The following is a 14,950-nucleotide window of genomic DNA, read 5'->3' as shown; positions in this document are numbered from 1 at the left end:
CGTTGGCCATCGGCCACGGCGCGGGGGTGCCGGAAGCCGCAGCGGTACGGATTCCGTTCACCGGATTGGCGACGGTGTCACGAGTCGACCGGCGATACTGGCAACCAATGACTGTCTACACCGGCGCACTGACTCGCCGATCATCGAATGGCGGCGACCCGTGCTGATCGGGATCGTTGCGGCCCTTCTGGCCTGTTTCGGGTATGGCACCGCATCGGTGCTGCAGGCCTACGGTGCGCGCAGCGCGGCCGCCAAGGATGCCGCCCTGACGCCGGGCACCGTCGGCACGACGGGTGCGCCGTCGTTTGCCGCGACGATCCGGGCGGCGCTGACGCCGGCCTTCCTCGCCGGCATGGCGCTCGACGCCGTCGGCTTCGTGGGAAGCATCGTCTCGGCCAGACTGATACCGCTGTTCCTGTCCCAGACGATCATGAGCGCCAACCTGGTGGTGACGGCCGTTCTCGGGGTCGTCGTCCTTGGGGTGCGCCTGCACCTGCGGGACTGGTTGGCCATCGTGACCGTCGTCGTCGCCCTATGCGTGCTCGGGCTGACCGCCGGCCACGTCGGTGGCGACGTGACGACGGACGCGGTGCACTGGGGCGTGTTGGCGTTCTCGGTGGTGTTCGCGCTTGCCGGGGTGATGCTGCTGCGGCTACTCGGCGCGCGGGGCGCCGTCGCCGCCGGGCTCGTTGCGGGCGTGCTGTTCGGCGCCTTGGCCGTCGCGGTGCGCATCGTCGACGGTGTCGATCCGCTGCGGCCCGCGGTGCTGCTCACCGACCCCGCGGCGTGGGCCGTGGTGGTCGCCGGAGTCGGCGGTTTCTACCTGTTCACCGTCGCGCTTCAGATCGGATCGGTCACCGGGGCTTCGGCGGCTCTGGTCGCCGGCGAGACGGTGGTGCCGGGAATCGTCGGCGTGCTGCTGCTCGGCGACACCTCGGCGCCCGGGCTGGGCTGGTTGGTCGTGCTCGCCTTCATCGCCGCGGTCGGCGGGGCCATCGCGGTGGCGGCGTTCGGCGCCGCAAATCACTCGCCGGTGGCTGCCGAGACAGCGCCGTCCGCTCGCTGACCAGGAGGCTGCGAGCGGACGGTGGCGGTCCGATGAGGTTGGTCGACGTCAGCCAGGCAGGCCCTGCTCCTCGGACGGTAGCGGCGCGGGCCCCTTGATCTGAGGCGTGGCCACCTCCTGCGGCGCGGTGCTCGGGGCGGCGCTCTGGGTGATGGTGGCCCCCGTCTGCATGTCGCCTGCGACCGAACTCGCCGGTCCCTGCAGGACTGCCACCCCGAGGGCGGCTGCCGTGACCGCGGCACTGCCGCCGACGACGGCGAAGAGCTTGACGTCCTTGACCTTCATGATCCTCGTCTCCTCAAGCGTATGGAGGCAACGCATCGTTACCCTAGGTAAGCTTATTCCACGTTCGTTGCGATCCCAAACAACCCCGATCGCCGGCCGGGAATATTCACGGCCCCGCGTCCGCTGACGACGAAGATCACACGACAGCGCGCGAACGGGAGATCTCCATGACCGAAGGCATCGACTTCGACGAGATGAACCGCCGGGTCATCAGCGAATTTCGCGAGACCGGCGGCACGGCGGGTGGCATCTTCGAGGGCAAGCCACTGGTCCTCGTCCACCACGTCGGAGCGAAGTCGGGCGTGGAGCGCATCGCTCCTCTGGTCCCCTTGGTGGAGGGAGACCGTGTCTACGTCTTCGCGAGCAAGGGCGGCGCGGACACCAACCCCGACTGGTATCACAACCTGGTGGCCAACCCGGACACCGTCATCGAACTGGGTACCGAGACCTTGCCCGTCACCGCGCGCGTGCTGACCGGCCAGGAGCGCGACGACGTGTACGCCAAACAGGTTGCCGTCGAGCCACAGTTCGGGGACTACCAGCGCAAGACGACGCGCGTCATCCCCGTCATCGAGTTGCAGCGCGCCGGCTGACTCGACTCAGTAGACGGTGTAACCACCGTCGATGACGACCACCGAACCGGTCATGAAAGCCGATGCGTCCGACGCCATGTAGACCACGGTGGGTGCGATTTCCTCGGGTAGGGCATAGCGCTGCATCGGCGCGTCCTCGATCCAGTGCCGGCGGAACTCGGGTCGATCCACCGGCGCCATCTCGGTCTTGACGTAACCCGGGGCAATCGCGTTGACCCGAATGCCATACGGCGCCCACTCGGCCGCAAGGGATTTCGTCAGCTGGTGCACGGCGGCCTTGGACGCGTTGTAGGACGGCTGCCACTGTGGCCGGTTGACGATGATGGAGCTGATCGACCCGACATTGAGGATGTTGCCGCCGCCGTGCTCCTTCATGTACGCGCCCGCACTTCGGCTCAACCGCCAGAGGGATCGCGTGTTGACGTCGAAGACGCGGTCCCATTCCTCGTCGGTGATCTCCAAGGCCGGCTTGTGGATCGCCAGCCCGGCGTTGTTGAGCAGCAGGTCCAGCCCGCCCAGCCGTTCGACGGCCCCGCGGATCGCCGCGTCGGGTCCGTCGGTGGCGGTGATGTCGACCTCGAACGCCCGGACCGACAACCCTTCCTCGGCAAGGGTGGCGACGGCGGCCTCATTGCGCTCGGCGTCGCGGGAGACGAACACGACGTCGGCTCCCGCCTCGGCGAGTCCCCTGACGAAGGCCAAGCCGAGGCCGCGGTTGCCACCGGTCACCAATGCGCGCTTCCCGGTCAGCGCGAACGCATCGAGGACTGTCATGAATGTCTCCGTTTCCGTACAGCCAGGTCGGCGCTAGTCGGCGCCGCGGAATCTGCGGGAGGTGAACCCGTTGAGCAGAGCCGACGAGATCAACACGACGCCGAGGGCGAGCAGCTGGAACTGCGTGCCGGTGTTGCCCTCGAAGTACAGGATGATGCCCGCGTTGAGCCAGACGATGAGCAACGTGGCGAGCAGCACGCCGGCCAGCCGACCGATGCCGCCGGTGATTGCGACGCCCCCGAGGACTGCGATGGTGATCGCGGGCAGCGCCAAGCCGTTGCCGGAGGTGCCGGAATCTGGCCGGGCCGAAGCGAACTCGGCGGTGATGTACACCGCGACCAGGCCGGAGAGCACGCCCGACGACACGTAGGCCCGCATCCGGGTGCCTCCGACGTTCACGCCGGCCCACCGTGCCGCCACGTCGTTGGTCCCGACGGCGTAGAGCCGGCGCCCAAAGGTGCCACGGCCCAGAGCGAGCCACAGCACGATCAGCGCCGGGGCCAGGAAGGTGAACACGCCCAGCGGCACGTCGGGGATGTAGTCACCGATGACCGGGACGCTCACCGAACCGGTCAGCGGGTAGAGATCCTGGATCTGGGCGCTGTTGATGGGCTTTTGCCCGTTGATGACCAAGGCGATGGACTTATAGGCGTAGTAGGTGGCCAACGTCGCGATGAGCGCGGGGAAGCCGATGCGCGCCACCAGGAACCCGTTGATCGCTCCCAGCGCCGCACCGACGACGATCGCCAGTGCGACGGCTGCCAACAACGGCCATCCCCACTTGCCGTAGGCGAACCCGAAGATCATTCCGACGAGCGAAACCATCGCCCCGACCGACAGGTCGATGCCACCCCGCCCAGAGACGATCACGACGAGTTCGGCGAACCCAAGCAGCGCCAGCGGCACCGCGTCGATGAGGCTGGCCGACATGTAGTCGAAGTCGTAGTCCCCGCTGAGGTATCCGTTGGCACTCAGGTACGACAACCACGCCACGACCACCACGATGAGCCCGCCGAGCAGAACGATCCGCTGGGTCAGGATCGCCTCCCAGAGGCGGTCGGGCCAGCGCCGGCCGGTCGACTTCTCGGCGGCGGGGGTTGCGGTGTCGACGCTCACTGAACCCTCCTGGTGCGACGGCGCAGCAGATCCGTTCCCACGGCAACGACGATGAAGATGCCCACGAACAGATCGGACAGCTGAGACGGCCAACCAAGTTGCGTGACACCGGATTTGACCGTCTGGACGAGGAGCGCACCGAGTACGGTGCCGAGCACCGAACCGCGCCCGCCCATGATCGAGGTGCCGCCGATTACCACCGCGGCGATCACGGCGAGCTCCTGCCCGGAGCCGACGGACTGGTCGAGGCTGGAGGTGCCCTTGGCCAGGGTGAAGATGGACCCGAGCCCGACGAGCAACCCGGTGACGACGTAGGCGACGAGAATCCGGCGTTGCACCCTGATGCCGGCCAGGCGCGCGGCGACCGGGTCACCGCCGACGGCGAAGAAGTGCCGCCCACCGGGCGTGTGGCGCAGATACCACCACGCCACCGCGGCGATGACGACTGTGATCGCGAAACTGTGCGGCACCGACAGGGTGCGGCCGTCGACGCCGCGACCGAACCAGGCAAGCGTATTGGGCATGCCGCTGACCGGTTGCGAGGCGAAGATCTGCAGACCGATGAACAGGAAGAGGTTCGCCGTACCGAAGGTGATGATGATGGCGTGCACGCGGCCGTAGGCGATCAGGGCCCCGTTGACGAGTCCGAGGACCGCACCCGTGGCCACCGCTACCACCAGACACCCCAGCAGCGGCAGCGATTGGTCACGCATGAGCTTCGCCGTCACCACCGAACAGACCATGATGGCGCCGCCGACGGAGACGTCGATGCCGCCCGTGATGATCACGAACGTCATGCCGATGCCGATGAGGGCCACCGGCGCCACCTCGACGAGCAGCGGTATGACCGAACCCGCGCTGAGGAAGGCGGGCGTCGCGAACGCCAGGCCGATCCACAACACCACCAGCACGGCGATCAGGGCGAGTTCGGCAGCCGTCACCGGTGCGGGCAGGACGCGGCCCTGGGTGCGCACCGGCTCGGCACTCGGCGCGGCGTTGGGATCGATTGCGGTACTCACGGATTCGCGGCTCCTTCGCGGTCACCGGCGGCAGCGGCGAGGACGTCGACCTGCCGGGCGTCGGGACCGAACTCCGCGGCGAGCGTGCCGGCGCGCACTACCAGGAGTCGATCGGTGATCCGCAGCGCCTCCTGTAGATCGGAGGTGACGACCAGCACCGCCGTCCCATTGTCGGCGAGCTCGGTGATGATGCGGTGGATCTCCTCCTTGGCGCCGATGTCGACGCCCTGGGTGGGCTCGGCCAGCAGCAGGAGCTTGGGCCGCTCGACGAGCTGCCGGGCGAGCATCACCTTCTGAGCGTTGCCACCGGACAGCGTTCCGACGGCCTGATCCTCGTTCGCCGCGCGCACCGACAGCCGCTTCATCAGGTCCTTGACCACCGTGCGCTCCCGCCGGCGATCGACGAATGTCCCTCCCCAGGAGAGCTTTCGGAGGTGCCCGATGGAGACGTTGAACGCAATGGACTGAAAGGAGAACATCCCTTCGGTCTTGCGGTTGGCGGGCAGCAGCGCAATGCCGGCGCGCTCAGCCTGCCGCGGCGAGCGCGGCGCGATGGCGCGCCCCTCGAGCAGGATCTCACCGGAACTGACTCTGGCCAGGCCGTGGATGCACTCGGCGATCTCGGCGACACCGGATCCGACCAGTCCGTACAGGCCCAGGATCTCACCGGCACCCAGTCGCAGGCTGACGTCGTGGAAGGAACCCGCCCTGGCGAGGGACTTGAGTTCGAGGACGGGCTTGCCGGCCGGGACGGCACGGGGTCCCGATTGTTCGGAAAGCGCTTCTCCCACCATCAATTCGGCCATCCGGCGCACCGACACGTCGGCGATCGGATACGTGCCGATGGTGCTGCCGTCGCGCATGACGGTGACCTGGTCGGCGATCTTGACCACTTCGTCGAGCCGGTGCGAGATGTACACGATCGCGACGCCGTCGTCGGCGAGCCGCCGGATGATGCCGAACAGCACCTCGATCTCGGCGTCGGTCAGGATGGCCGAAGGCTCGTCGAGGATGAGGATGCCGCACTTGCCCGCCAGGGCCTTGGCAATCGACACCTGCTGCTGCGTCGCCACCGACAGGCTGCCGACGGTTGCCGTGGCCAGTTTCGCGGGCAGGTCCAGCGCCTCGAGGAGCCCGACGACCCGCTCGTTCTGGACCGCCCAGTCGACCCGGCCACCCGTGACGATCTCCCGCCCCATGAAGACGTTCTCGGCGACGGTCAGCTCGGCGAACAGCTGCGGTTCCTGGTACACCGTGGCGATACCGAGCGTGATGGCATCGAGCGTCGAGGCGATCGACACCGGCTGCCCGTCGTAGCTCATGGCACCAGCATCGGGCGTGGTGGCCCCGGAAATGATCTTGATCAGCGTCGACTTGCCGGCACCATTCTCCCCCACCAGGGCGTGAACCTGCCCCGGTTGCAGTTCGATGTCGGCGTGCTTGATCGCCTTGACCGCGCCGTAATTCTTGGCGACCCCGGCAAGGGTCAGCCGTGAGGCCTCCGGCATGACGTCTCCCATGGCAGCGAATCCGCGACCCGGCTGCGCGACGAAGCCTTGGCGCGCAGCCGGGCCGACGGTCAGTAGTTGAACTGGTCGACGTTCTCGGTGGTGATCAGCAGGGGGTCACCGAGGACCAGGGTCTTGCTGGCCTCGTCCCACTTCACTGCGGGCATCTGGTCGTTGACCTTGTTCGTCGCCTCGAACGTCTTGCCCTTCGCGAGTTGCTCGCCCGCCCATGCCGTCAGGTAACCCAGGTTCTGCACGTTCCACAGGATCGAGCCCGACGACGAACCGTCGGCCAGGTACGGCTTCATCGACTTCGGCGTGCCGATGCCGACCGTGAATACCTGGCCGATCTTGTTGGCGTCCTTGACCGCCTGGGCGACGCCCACGGCCGAGGTGGTGCATTGCCCGAGCAGGCCCTTCAGGTCGGGGTGCGCGCTCATCAGGTCGGTCGCCATCTGGGTGCCCTTGGCCTGATCCTCACCGGAGTACACCACGTCGACGAGCTCGGCCTCGGGATACTTGGCGGAGACGTAGGCCTTCTCGGCCGCGATCCACGAGTTCAGGTTCTCCGCGGTCTCGCCGCAGGACACGATGGCCCACTTGCCCTTTCCGCCCATCGCCTTCATCAGCGTCTCGGCGGTGGTGTTGCCGATCCCCTCGGCGGTGGCCTGATTGACGAACGCCTGACGCACGGAGTTCGGAGCGTCGGTGTCGGCGGTCAGCACCTTGATGCCGGCGTCCTGAGCCTGCTTCATCAGCGGCGCCATCGAATCGGGATCGTTCGGAGCGATCACCAACGCGTCGACCTTCTGCTGGATGAAGGACCGAACGATCTGGGCCTGCGCGGCGGCGTCGGCGGACGTCGGCCCCTGGTAGAGCCACTCGACGTCACCCAGGTCGCCGGCTGCCTGCTTGGCGCCGGTGTCCATGGCCTCGAAGTACGGCGACCCCTGCAGCTTTGGCACGAACGCCACCTTGACCTTGCCCTCGGAAGCACCGCTGGCCTGTGACGAACCGGCACCACCGGACGTCGAGGGACCGTTCGAATCCTTCTTGGTGCACCCGCCGGTAACCATGGCCACGGCCAACACGACACTGATCGCACCGACGAGACGGTGGGAAATCGCCATCGACTTCTCCTCGGGCCTGGGCTGATCACGCGCCCACGCCCCGTCGACGTCGACTACGTGCACCCCGTCCGAGACCCACGCAGCGAGGCGAACACTCACGGATGCGTTTCAAATTTCGAACCAGCCGTCGAGTGATGAAACACACACTAGGCATTCGGTTGTGACGTTGTCAACAACGCCGATCCACCTCGGCCGCAGTGCGTTTGGCTCCGTTGCGATTTCACGTCGACCCCGCCTGCCGGGGCTCGACGGAACCGCGACGCGCCAACCACCACGATCAGCGCTCGTCGATCGTCTACGCTGAGCCGGTGTCGGACCCAGGGGCCGGGACCAATGAACTTCCCGAGAGCCACGTTCGGGGACGTGTCCCCGCGCTGACGCGTGCGGCGGAGATCCTGCGCATCGTCTGCGACGCGGGCCGGCCCATGACCCTCGCCGAGTTGACGACCCGCACCGGCCATCCCAAGAGCAGCGTGATGGGCATCTGCCATGCCATGACCTCGGAGAGCTTGCTCTCGCGCGGCGTCGACGGCACCTACGTACTGGGCTCGCGCGCATACGAATTGGGCTCGGTGGCCCGGGCGCAACGCGGACCGGTCCACGACATCGGATTCAGCTATCCACTCGACGAGAGCTTCTTCCTCGCCGAGATCGAGGCCCTGCGTGCAGAGGCCGGCCGGCTCGGGGCCCGGCTGCGCGTGCATGCCGCCAAGGAGGACAAGGAGAGCCAGTCCCGGCAGATCCTGGAATTCGTCGAGGCCGGCCTCGACCTCATCCTCGTCGAACCCGTGGCCACCGAGGGCCTGGAGGAAGCGTGCGCGCGCGCCCATGCCGCGCGAATTCCGGTGGTCGCCATCGGGTCTGCCGTCAGCGGCGCCGACGCCGTCGTCGCGACGGACAATACGAAGGCAGGTTCACTAGCGGGGTCCGCCCTCGCCGCGGCACTCGCCGGACGGGGGCGGGTGGCCGTCGTCGGCGGCATCCCGATCACCGCGAACTCCGATCGAATCGCGGGCTTCCTGGCCGCGCTGGCCCCGCATCCCGAGTTGACGGTGATCGCCATCAGTTACGGCGAACTCGACGCGCCCTCAGGGGAACGTGCGGCCGAGGAGATCCTGGCCACCCACTCCCACATCGACGGCTTCTTCGCCAGCAACGACCAGATCGCAATCGGCATCTCCCACGTGCTCGCCACCCGAGGGCTGGTGGCGCCCATCGTCGGGGTCGACGGCGCCAAGGGTGCGGTCGAGCAGATTCGCGCGGGGGGACCGATCATCGCCACCGCCACCCAGGACCCGGCCGCCCTCGTCCGCGCGGCGATGGACATCGGCAGTGCCCTGCACGGCGGCGCACGCCTGGCCCGGCCGTCGCGCTACCTGGTCCCCCGTCTGATCGATGCCCGCAACGCGGCGGAGTATCAGCCGTGGGGATGAGCGGACCGCGGAGTCCGGCCGTTCATCGCGGGGCTCGCATCCTCGACGCGATCACCTCAGGTGTCGCCACCACCCCCGCAGCCCTGAGCGGTGTGATCGGACTGCCCAAGAGTTCGGTCGCCGACCTCCTAAGCACGATGGAGGACGTAAGCCTCATTGGTCGGGACCGGGACGGCGGACTGCACGCGGGTCCGCGCTGGGCCGAGTTGTCAGATCCCGACGCCGTCGCACACCGCGTCTTCCGTGCTTGTGCCACCACTGATCTGGACGGGCACACCGTCTCCCTCACTCGCGTGTTCGGCAATCAGGTCGTCTTCGTCGACGTTCGCCCCGGCCGCCACCCGCTGCCGCTGACACCGCGCCCCGGACAGCGGGCCAGCGCCCTGGCGTGCGCGGGCGCCGTGGCCATCCTCTCGACGATGACGGCCGCCGAGGCAGCCGAGGCACTCCGATCGGCCACCGCTCATCTCGGGCTCACCGAGGAGGACGTCGCGCGCTGCCTCGCCGTGCGACTCCCACGTCGACGTCGGGTCTACGCGACCCACTCCGCACGCGTCGGCCACCAACTGGCGTGCGCGGTCAGCGGAACTCGGCTGGCGCTCACCCTGCACGTGCCGGACCGGTGGGCGGACTCGGCGATCCGCAAGGCCGCCAACGCCCTACATGCCGCCGCGAACGACGACTAGCTCCCCTTCGATCCTTCCGGCGCCGGTTCGACCAACGGTGGCTGCCCATCGGAGGACTCGGCGTCGTGACCGGTTGGCCCGTCGAAGGCGACCTCGATTCGCTGAAAGCTCTTGGCACGCTGCGCCTTCGCTTGGCCGGTATATGTTCGGCGGTCCCCTCCGGTCAGTTCGACGTCGTCGGTGAACGGCGTCAGCAGAGCGCGCGGATGGAGACGATCGGCGGCCACGACGTTGGCGGTCGCGCACAGCAACAGTGCCGTCGCGATCAGGTACAGGAACGCCAGCAGGCCGAGCACCAGAGCGAACACACCGTTGGTGGCGCTCGCACTCTTGACCACGTGCGAGACGTAGACGGCGCCGAACCATTGCAGCAGCTGCCACACGATCGCCGCGGCCACCGCACCGGGAGCGATCTGCCGGTAGGACACGGCCCGTGCCGTCGCCACGCGGAACGCGACGAGGCAGACACCGGAGTTCAATGCCACCGCCGCGACGACCGTGGCCACCGTGCCGAGCACCCCGAACGACTGCGAGGCATGCGCCACCGCGGACAGCGCCGTGGTCGCGACCAACCCGCCGCCCAACAGCAGCAGCAACAGCAGGCTGCGCAGCCGCGACCGCAGGGGGTCGGGTCGCTCGTTGCGCGGGACGGCCCACAGCGTGTCCATTCCGTTCTGCACCGCCTGACCGACCCCCAGTCCGCCGTACACCGCGACGACGATGCCGATCGTCACGCCGATGGGGCCACCGCTGAGTCCCTGCGGCCGGCCCAATTGATCACCGATGACCGGGAATTGAGCCACCGCGGAGTGCACGACCTGCTGCTGCAGTTCGGGATGACCTACCAGGACGACGCCGAGCACGGTCGTCAACAGCAGCAGCGCAGGGAACAATGAGACGAAGGCGTAATAGGTGATCAGGGCGGCGAGATAGCCTCCCTGATCGTCGACGTACTTGTAGATGACGGCGACGAGGAAACCCACGGCGGGGTGACGGCGCTGAAACCCATCCAGCCAAGCCATCATCGGGGTCTCCACGTGTCGAGTACGGCACACTGCTGCGCTGCGGAGATACCCGGAGACGACCGATGCCAATCTCCTCGGCCCGGTGACGGACAATCGACCGATGCACCGGGCATCGCTGGCGGCGACGACACGATTGCTGGTCATCGCCGATCCCGGTCGGCTACGACTGCGCAGCGCCGCGGCGACCACGCTGTCGCTCGTCCTGGCGATGGTGGCGCTGCTGGGGTTCACCCGCCTGACCCAGCAACCCGTGACGGTGGCCATGCTTGGCACGATCGTGGCGATGCAGTCCTCGGCAGCGGTCAAGGACAAACATCAACGCGACCGGGTCATCACCACCCTGCTGCTGTTCATTCCAGCCGTCGGTGCAGTGGGGCTGGCCGCCCTGCTGGCGCCGCTGGGCAAGATCGCCGACGTCGGATTCATCGTCGTGCTCTTCGGCGCGGTGTGGGTACGCCGGTTCGGTCCCCGGGGCAACGCCATGGGGATGGTCGCGTTCATCTCCTACTTCTTCGCGCTGTTCCTGCGCGCGACACCGGGTCAGCTGCCGGTGCTGGCGGTCGCCGTTGCGGTGGGTCTGAGTGCCTCGCTGCTGGTGCGGGTGCTGGTGTTCCCCGATCGTCCCCGTGTGGAGGTTCAGCGTCTGGTCCGCGCGCTCCGGGCCGCCTCGATCACCGTCCTGGACGTTGCGGTCGATCGCGGCGAGTACGACGCGAGCGTGCTCCGGAGGCGGCTGGATCAGCTGGGTGAGACGGCATTGATGATCGATGACTGGCTCGACCGTCACGACGCCGCCGAGGTACTCAGCGTCACCAGCCAAGATCTGGCACTACGGGTCTTCGACGCCCAGATCGCCCTCGAACAGCTGGCCCGTCTGCTGTGGAGCCTGGAGCCCGCCGAGGAGTGGTCCGTCGGGCTCGGCGACGCGATCGCCGGGCTGCGGGCCTGTCTGCAGAACCATCCCTCCGAGGAGGAACTTCGGGCGGCGCGACGACGGGCGGCGGCCGCCGCCGACCGGGCGGACCCGTCGACCACCAGCGGCATCGCGACCGTCATCGCCTACCGAACCGTGCAGGCGCATCTGGCGATTCATCACATCACCACCCGCGCGCTCGGTGTCACCGACGCACCAGCACCGACCCACGAGCCGGAGGCCGAGGAACCGGCGGCCGAGGAACCGGCTGCCGGGCTCGATCCGAGTACCAAGGCCGCCATCCAGGTCGCCGTCGCCACCAGCGCCGCCACCGTCCTTGGCGAGCTCATCTCGCCCGACCGCTGGTACTGGGCGGTATTGACCGCGTTCCTCGTCTTCACCGGCGTGTCGACCCGCGGTGAGATCCTCACCAAGGCGGGTCACCGCATCGTCGGCACCGTCGCCGGGGTGGCCGCAGGTGTGCTCCTGGCGGCGGCCGTCGGGCAGAACACGCCGGTGCAGATCGTCCTGCTGGTGGTTTGCGTGTTCTGCGCCTTCTATCTCGTCACGGTCGCCTACGCATGGCTGACGTTCTTCACCACCGTCCTCCTCGCCATGCTCTACGGGCTGCTCGGCAACTTCAGCGTCCAGGTGCTCGAACTGCGCATCGCCGAAACCGTCGTCGGCGGGGCGGTCGGCATCGCGTCGGCCTACTTCGTGTTCAGCACGGGAACCCGGGCGACCTTCGTCGAGAAGGTGGACGACTACCTGAATTTGCTTTCCGAAATCGTCCGCACTGCAACGGAGTCGGTGATCTCTCCAGGCGCCGACACCGATCTCGTCGCCGCTACCCGCCGGCTGGACAACACGCTGCAGGACGCCGTGGCAGCCGGGCGGCCCCTGCAGATGGGTTTCACGGCGCGCAGTCGTCGCGGCGTCAAGCGCCTGCTCCGTGCCCTGCAGGCTGCCAACCGCTCGGCCCACGCGCTGGCCAGGGCCGGGGTCAACGCCGCGCGCGCCGATACCGGTACGGGACCGCCCGACCCGACCGCCGACGCCCTGCGCGACGCCGCCCAACACGTCGGCGACATCATCGAGACCTTCCGCAGGGTCGTGGCGGGCGACGACGTCCAGGCGCCGGAGAAGACTGCGGAGACGATGATCCTGAAGGTCATGCAGTCCTCGGACGTGCCCCCCGGTCCCGTCCGCGGCGCCGTTCGCGCACTCAACTCGATGGAACGGGCCCTGCTCGAGGTCACCACGCACGTGTGAGACCCGTCGGGAGCCTCTCGCCACTGGTCGAACGGTTAAGGTCGAGCACCGACACCGGAGCCATCGTGGCTCCCCGGCGAGGAGGACCAACCGATGCGAGTCGCACTGGCCGTGACCGCCGCGGCGATCACCGTCGGGCTGCTCCCGGCTCCGCCCTCGCCATCGATCGAGCTGGTGGACCAGACCACCGCCGTCGACCCGCCGGCCGATCCCGCGGACGGTTCGCTGCGCGCCGGCGGTCCGCCGACTCCGTTCGACGTCGGCGATCCGTCGGTCGGCCGCCTGGACCCGCAGCTGCTGAGCGCCATCCAACACGCGGCGACCGCGGCGAGCGCGGACGGCATTACGATGACCATCTCATCGGGGTGGCGGTCGCCGGAATTCCAGCAGCGTCTGCTCGACGACGCGGTGCAGACCTACGGCGGCTTGGCGGCCGCCCGCCAGTTCGTTCAAACCCCGGAGGGTTCCAAGCACGTCCTCGGCGAGGCGGTCGACGTCGGCGGCACGGGCGCCGATCAGTGGCTCAGTGCCAACGGGGCCCAGTTCGGACTCTGCCAGATCTACGCCAACGAGGCGTGGCACTTCGAGCTGGCGACCGACCCGCAGGGCAGCTGTCCCCCGCTGCGTGCGAATGCGGCCAGCTAGCCGCGCTCAGTCGTCACATCCGCCGATGCCCAGACCGATGCAGAACTGTGGCACCACCCTGACCCGCTGACCGGCATTGTCGCCGTAATCGGTTGTGCCGGTGCAGGTATCGACCTCGACGCCAGCTTCCACACTCGGCCGGCACGCCGCGGGACCGTCGGTCGGTTCGGCCCCCGCGACCGGCGCGGAGACGAAGGCGGCGGCCAGTACCCATCCGATCGCCAGGAGGGCGGGCGATCGCACCGGGATCGGCACGGGCATGATGGACTCTTCACGGATCGTGGTCGGCTCGACTCTACGCCCGCCCGGGCCGTGCCGTCAGCTCGAGACCTCGGCCCCCTGATTCTTGGCCGCGGCCTCTCGCATCTGGCCAAGCACGCGCACCACCACGCGAGAAGCCAGCCACAGCGCCACCTGATCGTCGTCGGACACCGCGAGCAACAGGTCGGCGATGCGTTGCCGGCGGACCTCGGCTCGCGACTGCCAGAACTGCCGTCCCGCTTCACCCAGCATGACCAAGGATGCCCGGCCGTCGTCGGGATCGCTCCATCGCTCCAGCAGACCCTGGCGCTCCATGCGTTGCACCAGCTGCGTCATCCCCGACTGGCTCGCGCCCTCGGCCTCGGCGAGAGCCGTCAATCGCATGGGGCCCTCGCGGTTGACCCGGTTCATGACCAAGGTGGCGCTCGCACTCAGCCCATCACGATCGACCAGGTATCTCCACAACAGATCGGTGCTCAACTCGACCATCTCCGAGATGGCATCGGCGTTGTCCGCGTCCGGTCGCTCCATGGCAGATTTATATCACTGGAATAATGCAAAGGCGATAGTTGTTCGCCGCGCGCCACCTGTTGGGTCGACCGAATGAACCGCAGCTCAGCGGTTCAATCTTGGTGAAATACGGTTTCTTACACCTGCCAGTTTCCTGTCGTAATTCTGTGACAGAGCTGTCAATCACGGCCTGCGGCAGCGCTGCGATTGAGGTATTCATCGCATGTGGGATATAAACCGGCAGTGGCATTGGACGTTGGGTGAGCTCCCGTTCCCGCAGCAGGACCGTCCTGGCGCGGAGCTGGCTGCCGTTGGTGATAGTCGTGGCACTCGGCGTGGGCGGCTTGTCCATGTTCAAGGTCCACCAGTCTTCGGCACCCGGGCCGGTGCTGGCCGTCAATCCTCCGCAAGCGCCCGAGGAGTTCACCCCCAAACGACTCACCTATGAGCTCTTCGGCGAGGTGGGCACCGGCGGGATGCTGGACTACATCGACATCGACGGGCATCCCCACGAAGTCCAGATCACGGACCTGCCGTGGTCGCACACCGAGACGACCACGCTCACCGTGGTGTCCGGCAGCATCTCGGCTCAGGTGCGCGGAGGTCAGGTCGGCTGCCGCATGCTGGTCGACGACGTGGTCCGCGACGAACAGTCGGCGACGCGCCAGGACGCCGACGTCACCTGCCGGGTCAAGTCCGCGTGAGCGCGCATCA

At 68.0% G+C, this 14,950-nt stretch carries 16 protein-coding genes; 7 read left to right on the top strand and 9 right to left on the bottom strand.

Features of this window, described 5'->3' with window-relative positions:
• Positions 1-160: 160 nt before the first annotated feature.
• Positions 161-1,066 carry a hypothetical protein gene (locus SBI80_RS05260; protein ID WP_318973334.1) on the top strand — a complete coding sequence of 302 codons (906 nt, stop codon included), beginning with the start codon at positions 161-163 and terminating at the stop codon, positions 1,064-1,066.
• Between the two features lie 48 nt (positions 1,067-1,114).
• On the opposite strand, the gene SBI80_RS05255 is transcribed toward SBI80_RS05260, so the two are convergent.
• Positions 1,115-1,351, bottom strand: coding sequence for a hypothetical protein (locus SBI80_RS05255; protein WP_318973333.1), 237 nt, complete (start codon positions 1,349-1,351; stop codon positions 1,115-1,117).
• A 167-nt stretch (positions 1,352-1,518) separates the two neighbouring features.
• Here SBI80_RS05255 and SBI80_RS05250 point away from each other — a divergent pair, with 167 nt between their 5' ends.
• The gene (locus tag SBI80_RS05250) at positions 1,519-1,944 is read left to right on the top strand and encodes a nitroreductase family deazaflavin-dependent oxidoreductase (protein ID WP_318973332.1); all 426 of its coding nucleotides are present in this window, start codon (positions 1,519-1,521) and stop codon (positions 1,942-1,944) included.
• A gap of 6 nt (positions 1,945-1,950) precedes the next feature.
• Here the strand turns inward: SBI80_RS05250 and SBI80_RS05245 are convergent, their stop codons facing one another.
• The 5 genes from SBI80_RS05245 to SBI80_RS05225 all read right to left on the bottom strand — a co-directional run bounded on the left by SBI80_RS05245 (position 1,951) and on the right by SBI80_RS05225 (position 7,590).
• The gene (locus tag SBI80_RS05245; RefSeq protein ID WP_318973331.1) at positions 1,951-2,718 is read right to left on the bottom strand and encodes an SDR family NAD(P)-dependent oxidoreductase; all 768 of its coding nucleotides are present in this window, start codon (positions 2,716-2,718) and stop codon (positions 1,951-1,953) included.
• Positions 2,719-2,751: 33 nt separating this feature from the next.
• On the bottom strand, positions 2,752-3,834 hold the full coding sequence (locus SBI80_RS05240) for an ABC transporter permease (RefSeq protein ID WP_318973330.1): 1,083 nt from the start codon (positions 3,832-3,834) through the stop codon (positions 2,752-2,754).
• Positions 3,831-4,853: an ABC transporter permease gene (locus tag SBI80_RS05235; RefSeq protein WP_318973329.1), complete on the bottom strand. Its 1,023-nt coding sequence runs from the start codon at positions 4,851-4,853 to the stop codon at positions 3,831-3,833. Before SBI80_RS05235 ends, SBI80_RS05240 begins: the two co-directional genes overlap by 4 nt.
• A complete protein-coding gene (locus SBI80_RS05230; RefSeq protein ID WP_318973328.1) occupies positions 4,850-6,361 on the bottom strand; it encodes a sugar ABC transporter ATP-binding protein in 1,512 nt (503 codons plus the stop codon). The genes SBI80_RS05235 and SBI80_RS05230 overlap by 4 nt, the downstream gene beginning before the upstream one ends.
• A gap of 71 nt (positions 6,362-6,432) precedes the next feature.
• A complete protein-coding gene (locus SBI80_RS05225; RefSeq protein WP_318973327.1) occupies positions 6,433-7,590 on the bottom strand; it encodes an autoinducer 2 ABC transporter substrate-binding protein in 1,158 nt (385 codons plus the stop codon).
• Between the two features lie 209 nt (positions 7,591-7,799).
• Here SBI80_RS05225 and SBI80_RS05220 point away from each other — a divergent pair, with 209 nt between their 5' ends.
• A complete protein-coding gene (locus SBI80_RS05220; protein ID WP_318973326.1) occupies positions 7,800-8,924 on the top strand; it encodes a substrate-binding domain-containing protein in 1,125 nt (374 codons plus the stop codon).
• Complete coding sequence (locus tag SBI80_RS05215; protein ID WP_318973325.1) at positions 8,921-9,610, top strand: helix-turn-helix domain-containing protein; 690 nt, start codon at positions 8,921-8,923, stop codon at positions 9,608-9,610. The genes SBI80_RS05220 and SBI80_RS05215 overlap by 4 nt, the downstream gene beginning before the upstream one ends.
• Here the strand turns inward: SBI80_RS05215 and SBI80_RS05210 are convergent.
• The gene (locus SBI80_RS05210; protein WP_318973324.1) at positions 9,607-10,635 is read right to left on the bottom strand and encodes a YihY/virulence factor BrkB family protein; all 1,029 of its coding nucleotides are present in this window, start codon (positions 10,633-10,635) and stop codon (positions 9,607-9,609) included. The genes SBI80_RS05215 and SBI80_RS05210 overlap by 4 nt on opposite strands.
• Before the next feature lie 100 nt (positions 10,636-10,735).
• Here SBI80_RS05210 and SBI80_RS05205 point away from each other — a divergent pair, with 100 nt between their 5' ends.
• Both SBI80_RS05205 and SBI80_RS05200 read left to right on the top strand, forming a co-directional pair.
• The gene (locus SBI80_RS05205; RefSeq protein WP_318973323.1) at positions 10,736-12,820 is read left to right on the top strand and encodes an FUSC family protein; all 2,085 of its coding nucleotides are present in this window, start codon (positions 10,736-10,738) and stop codon (positions 12,818-12,820) included.
• Positions 12,821-12,913: 93 nt separating this feature from the next.
• Positions 12,914-13,465 (top strand): M15 family metallopeptidase, encoded by a 552-nt coding sequence (locus SBI80_RS05200; RefSeq protein WP_318973322.1) that lies wholly within the window; start codon positions 12,914-12,916, stop codon positions 13,463-13,465.
• A 6-nt stretch (positions 13,466-13,471) separates the two neighbouring features.
• Here the strand turns inward: SBI80_RS05200 and SBI80_RS05195 are convergent, their stop codons facing one another.
• The gene (locus SBI80_RS05195; RefSeq protein WP_318973321.1) at positions 13,472-13,726 is read right to left on the bottom strand and encodes a hypothetical protein; all 255 of its coding nucleotides are present in this window, start codon (positions 13,724-13,726) and stop codon (positions 13,472-13,474) included.
• Positions 13,727-13,783: 57 nt separating this feature from the next.
• Positions 13,784-14,257: a MarR family winged helix-turn-helix transcriptional regulator gene (locus SBI80_RS05190; protein ID WP_318973320.1), complete on the bottom strand. Its 474-nt coding sequence runs from the start codon at positions 14,255-14,257 to the stop codon at positions 13,784-13,786.
• Positions 14,258-14,496: 239 nt separating this feature from the next.
• On the opposite strand from SBI80_RS05190, the gene SBI80_RS05185 reads away from it, so the two are divergent.
• Complete coding sequence (locus tag SBI80_RS05185) at positions 14,497-14,940, top strand: MmpS family transport accessory protein (protein ID WP_318973319.1); 444 nt, start codon at positions 14,497-14,499, stop codon at positions 14,938-14,940.
• Positions 14,941-14,950: the final 10 nt, after the last annotated feature.

This window comes from Mycolicibacterium sichuanense (assembly GCF_033741125.1).
Taxonomy (GTDB): domain Bacteria; phylum Actinomycetota; class Actinomycetes; order Mycobacteriales; family Mycobacteriaceae; genus Mycobacterium.
This window is presented reverse-complemented; position numbering and strand designations above follow the sequence as displayed.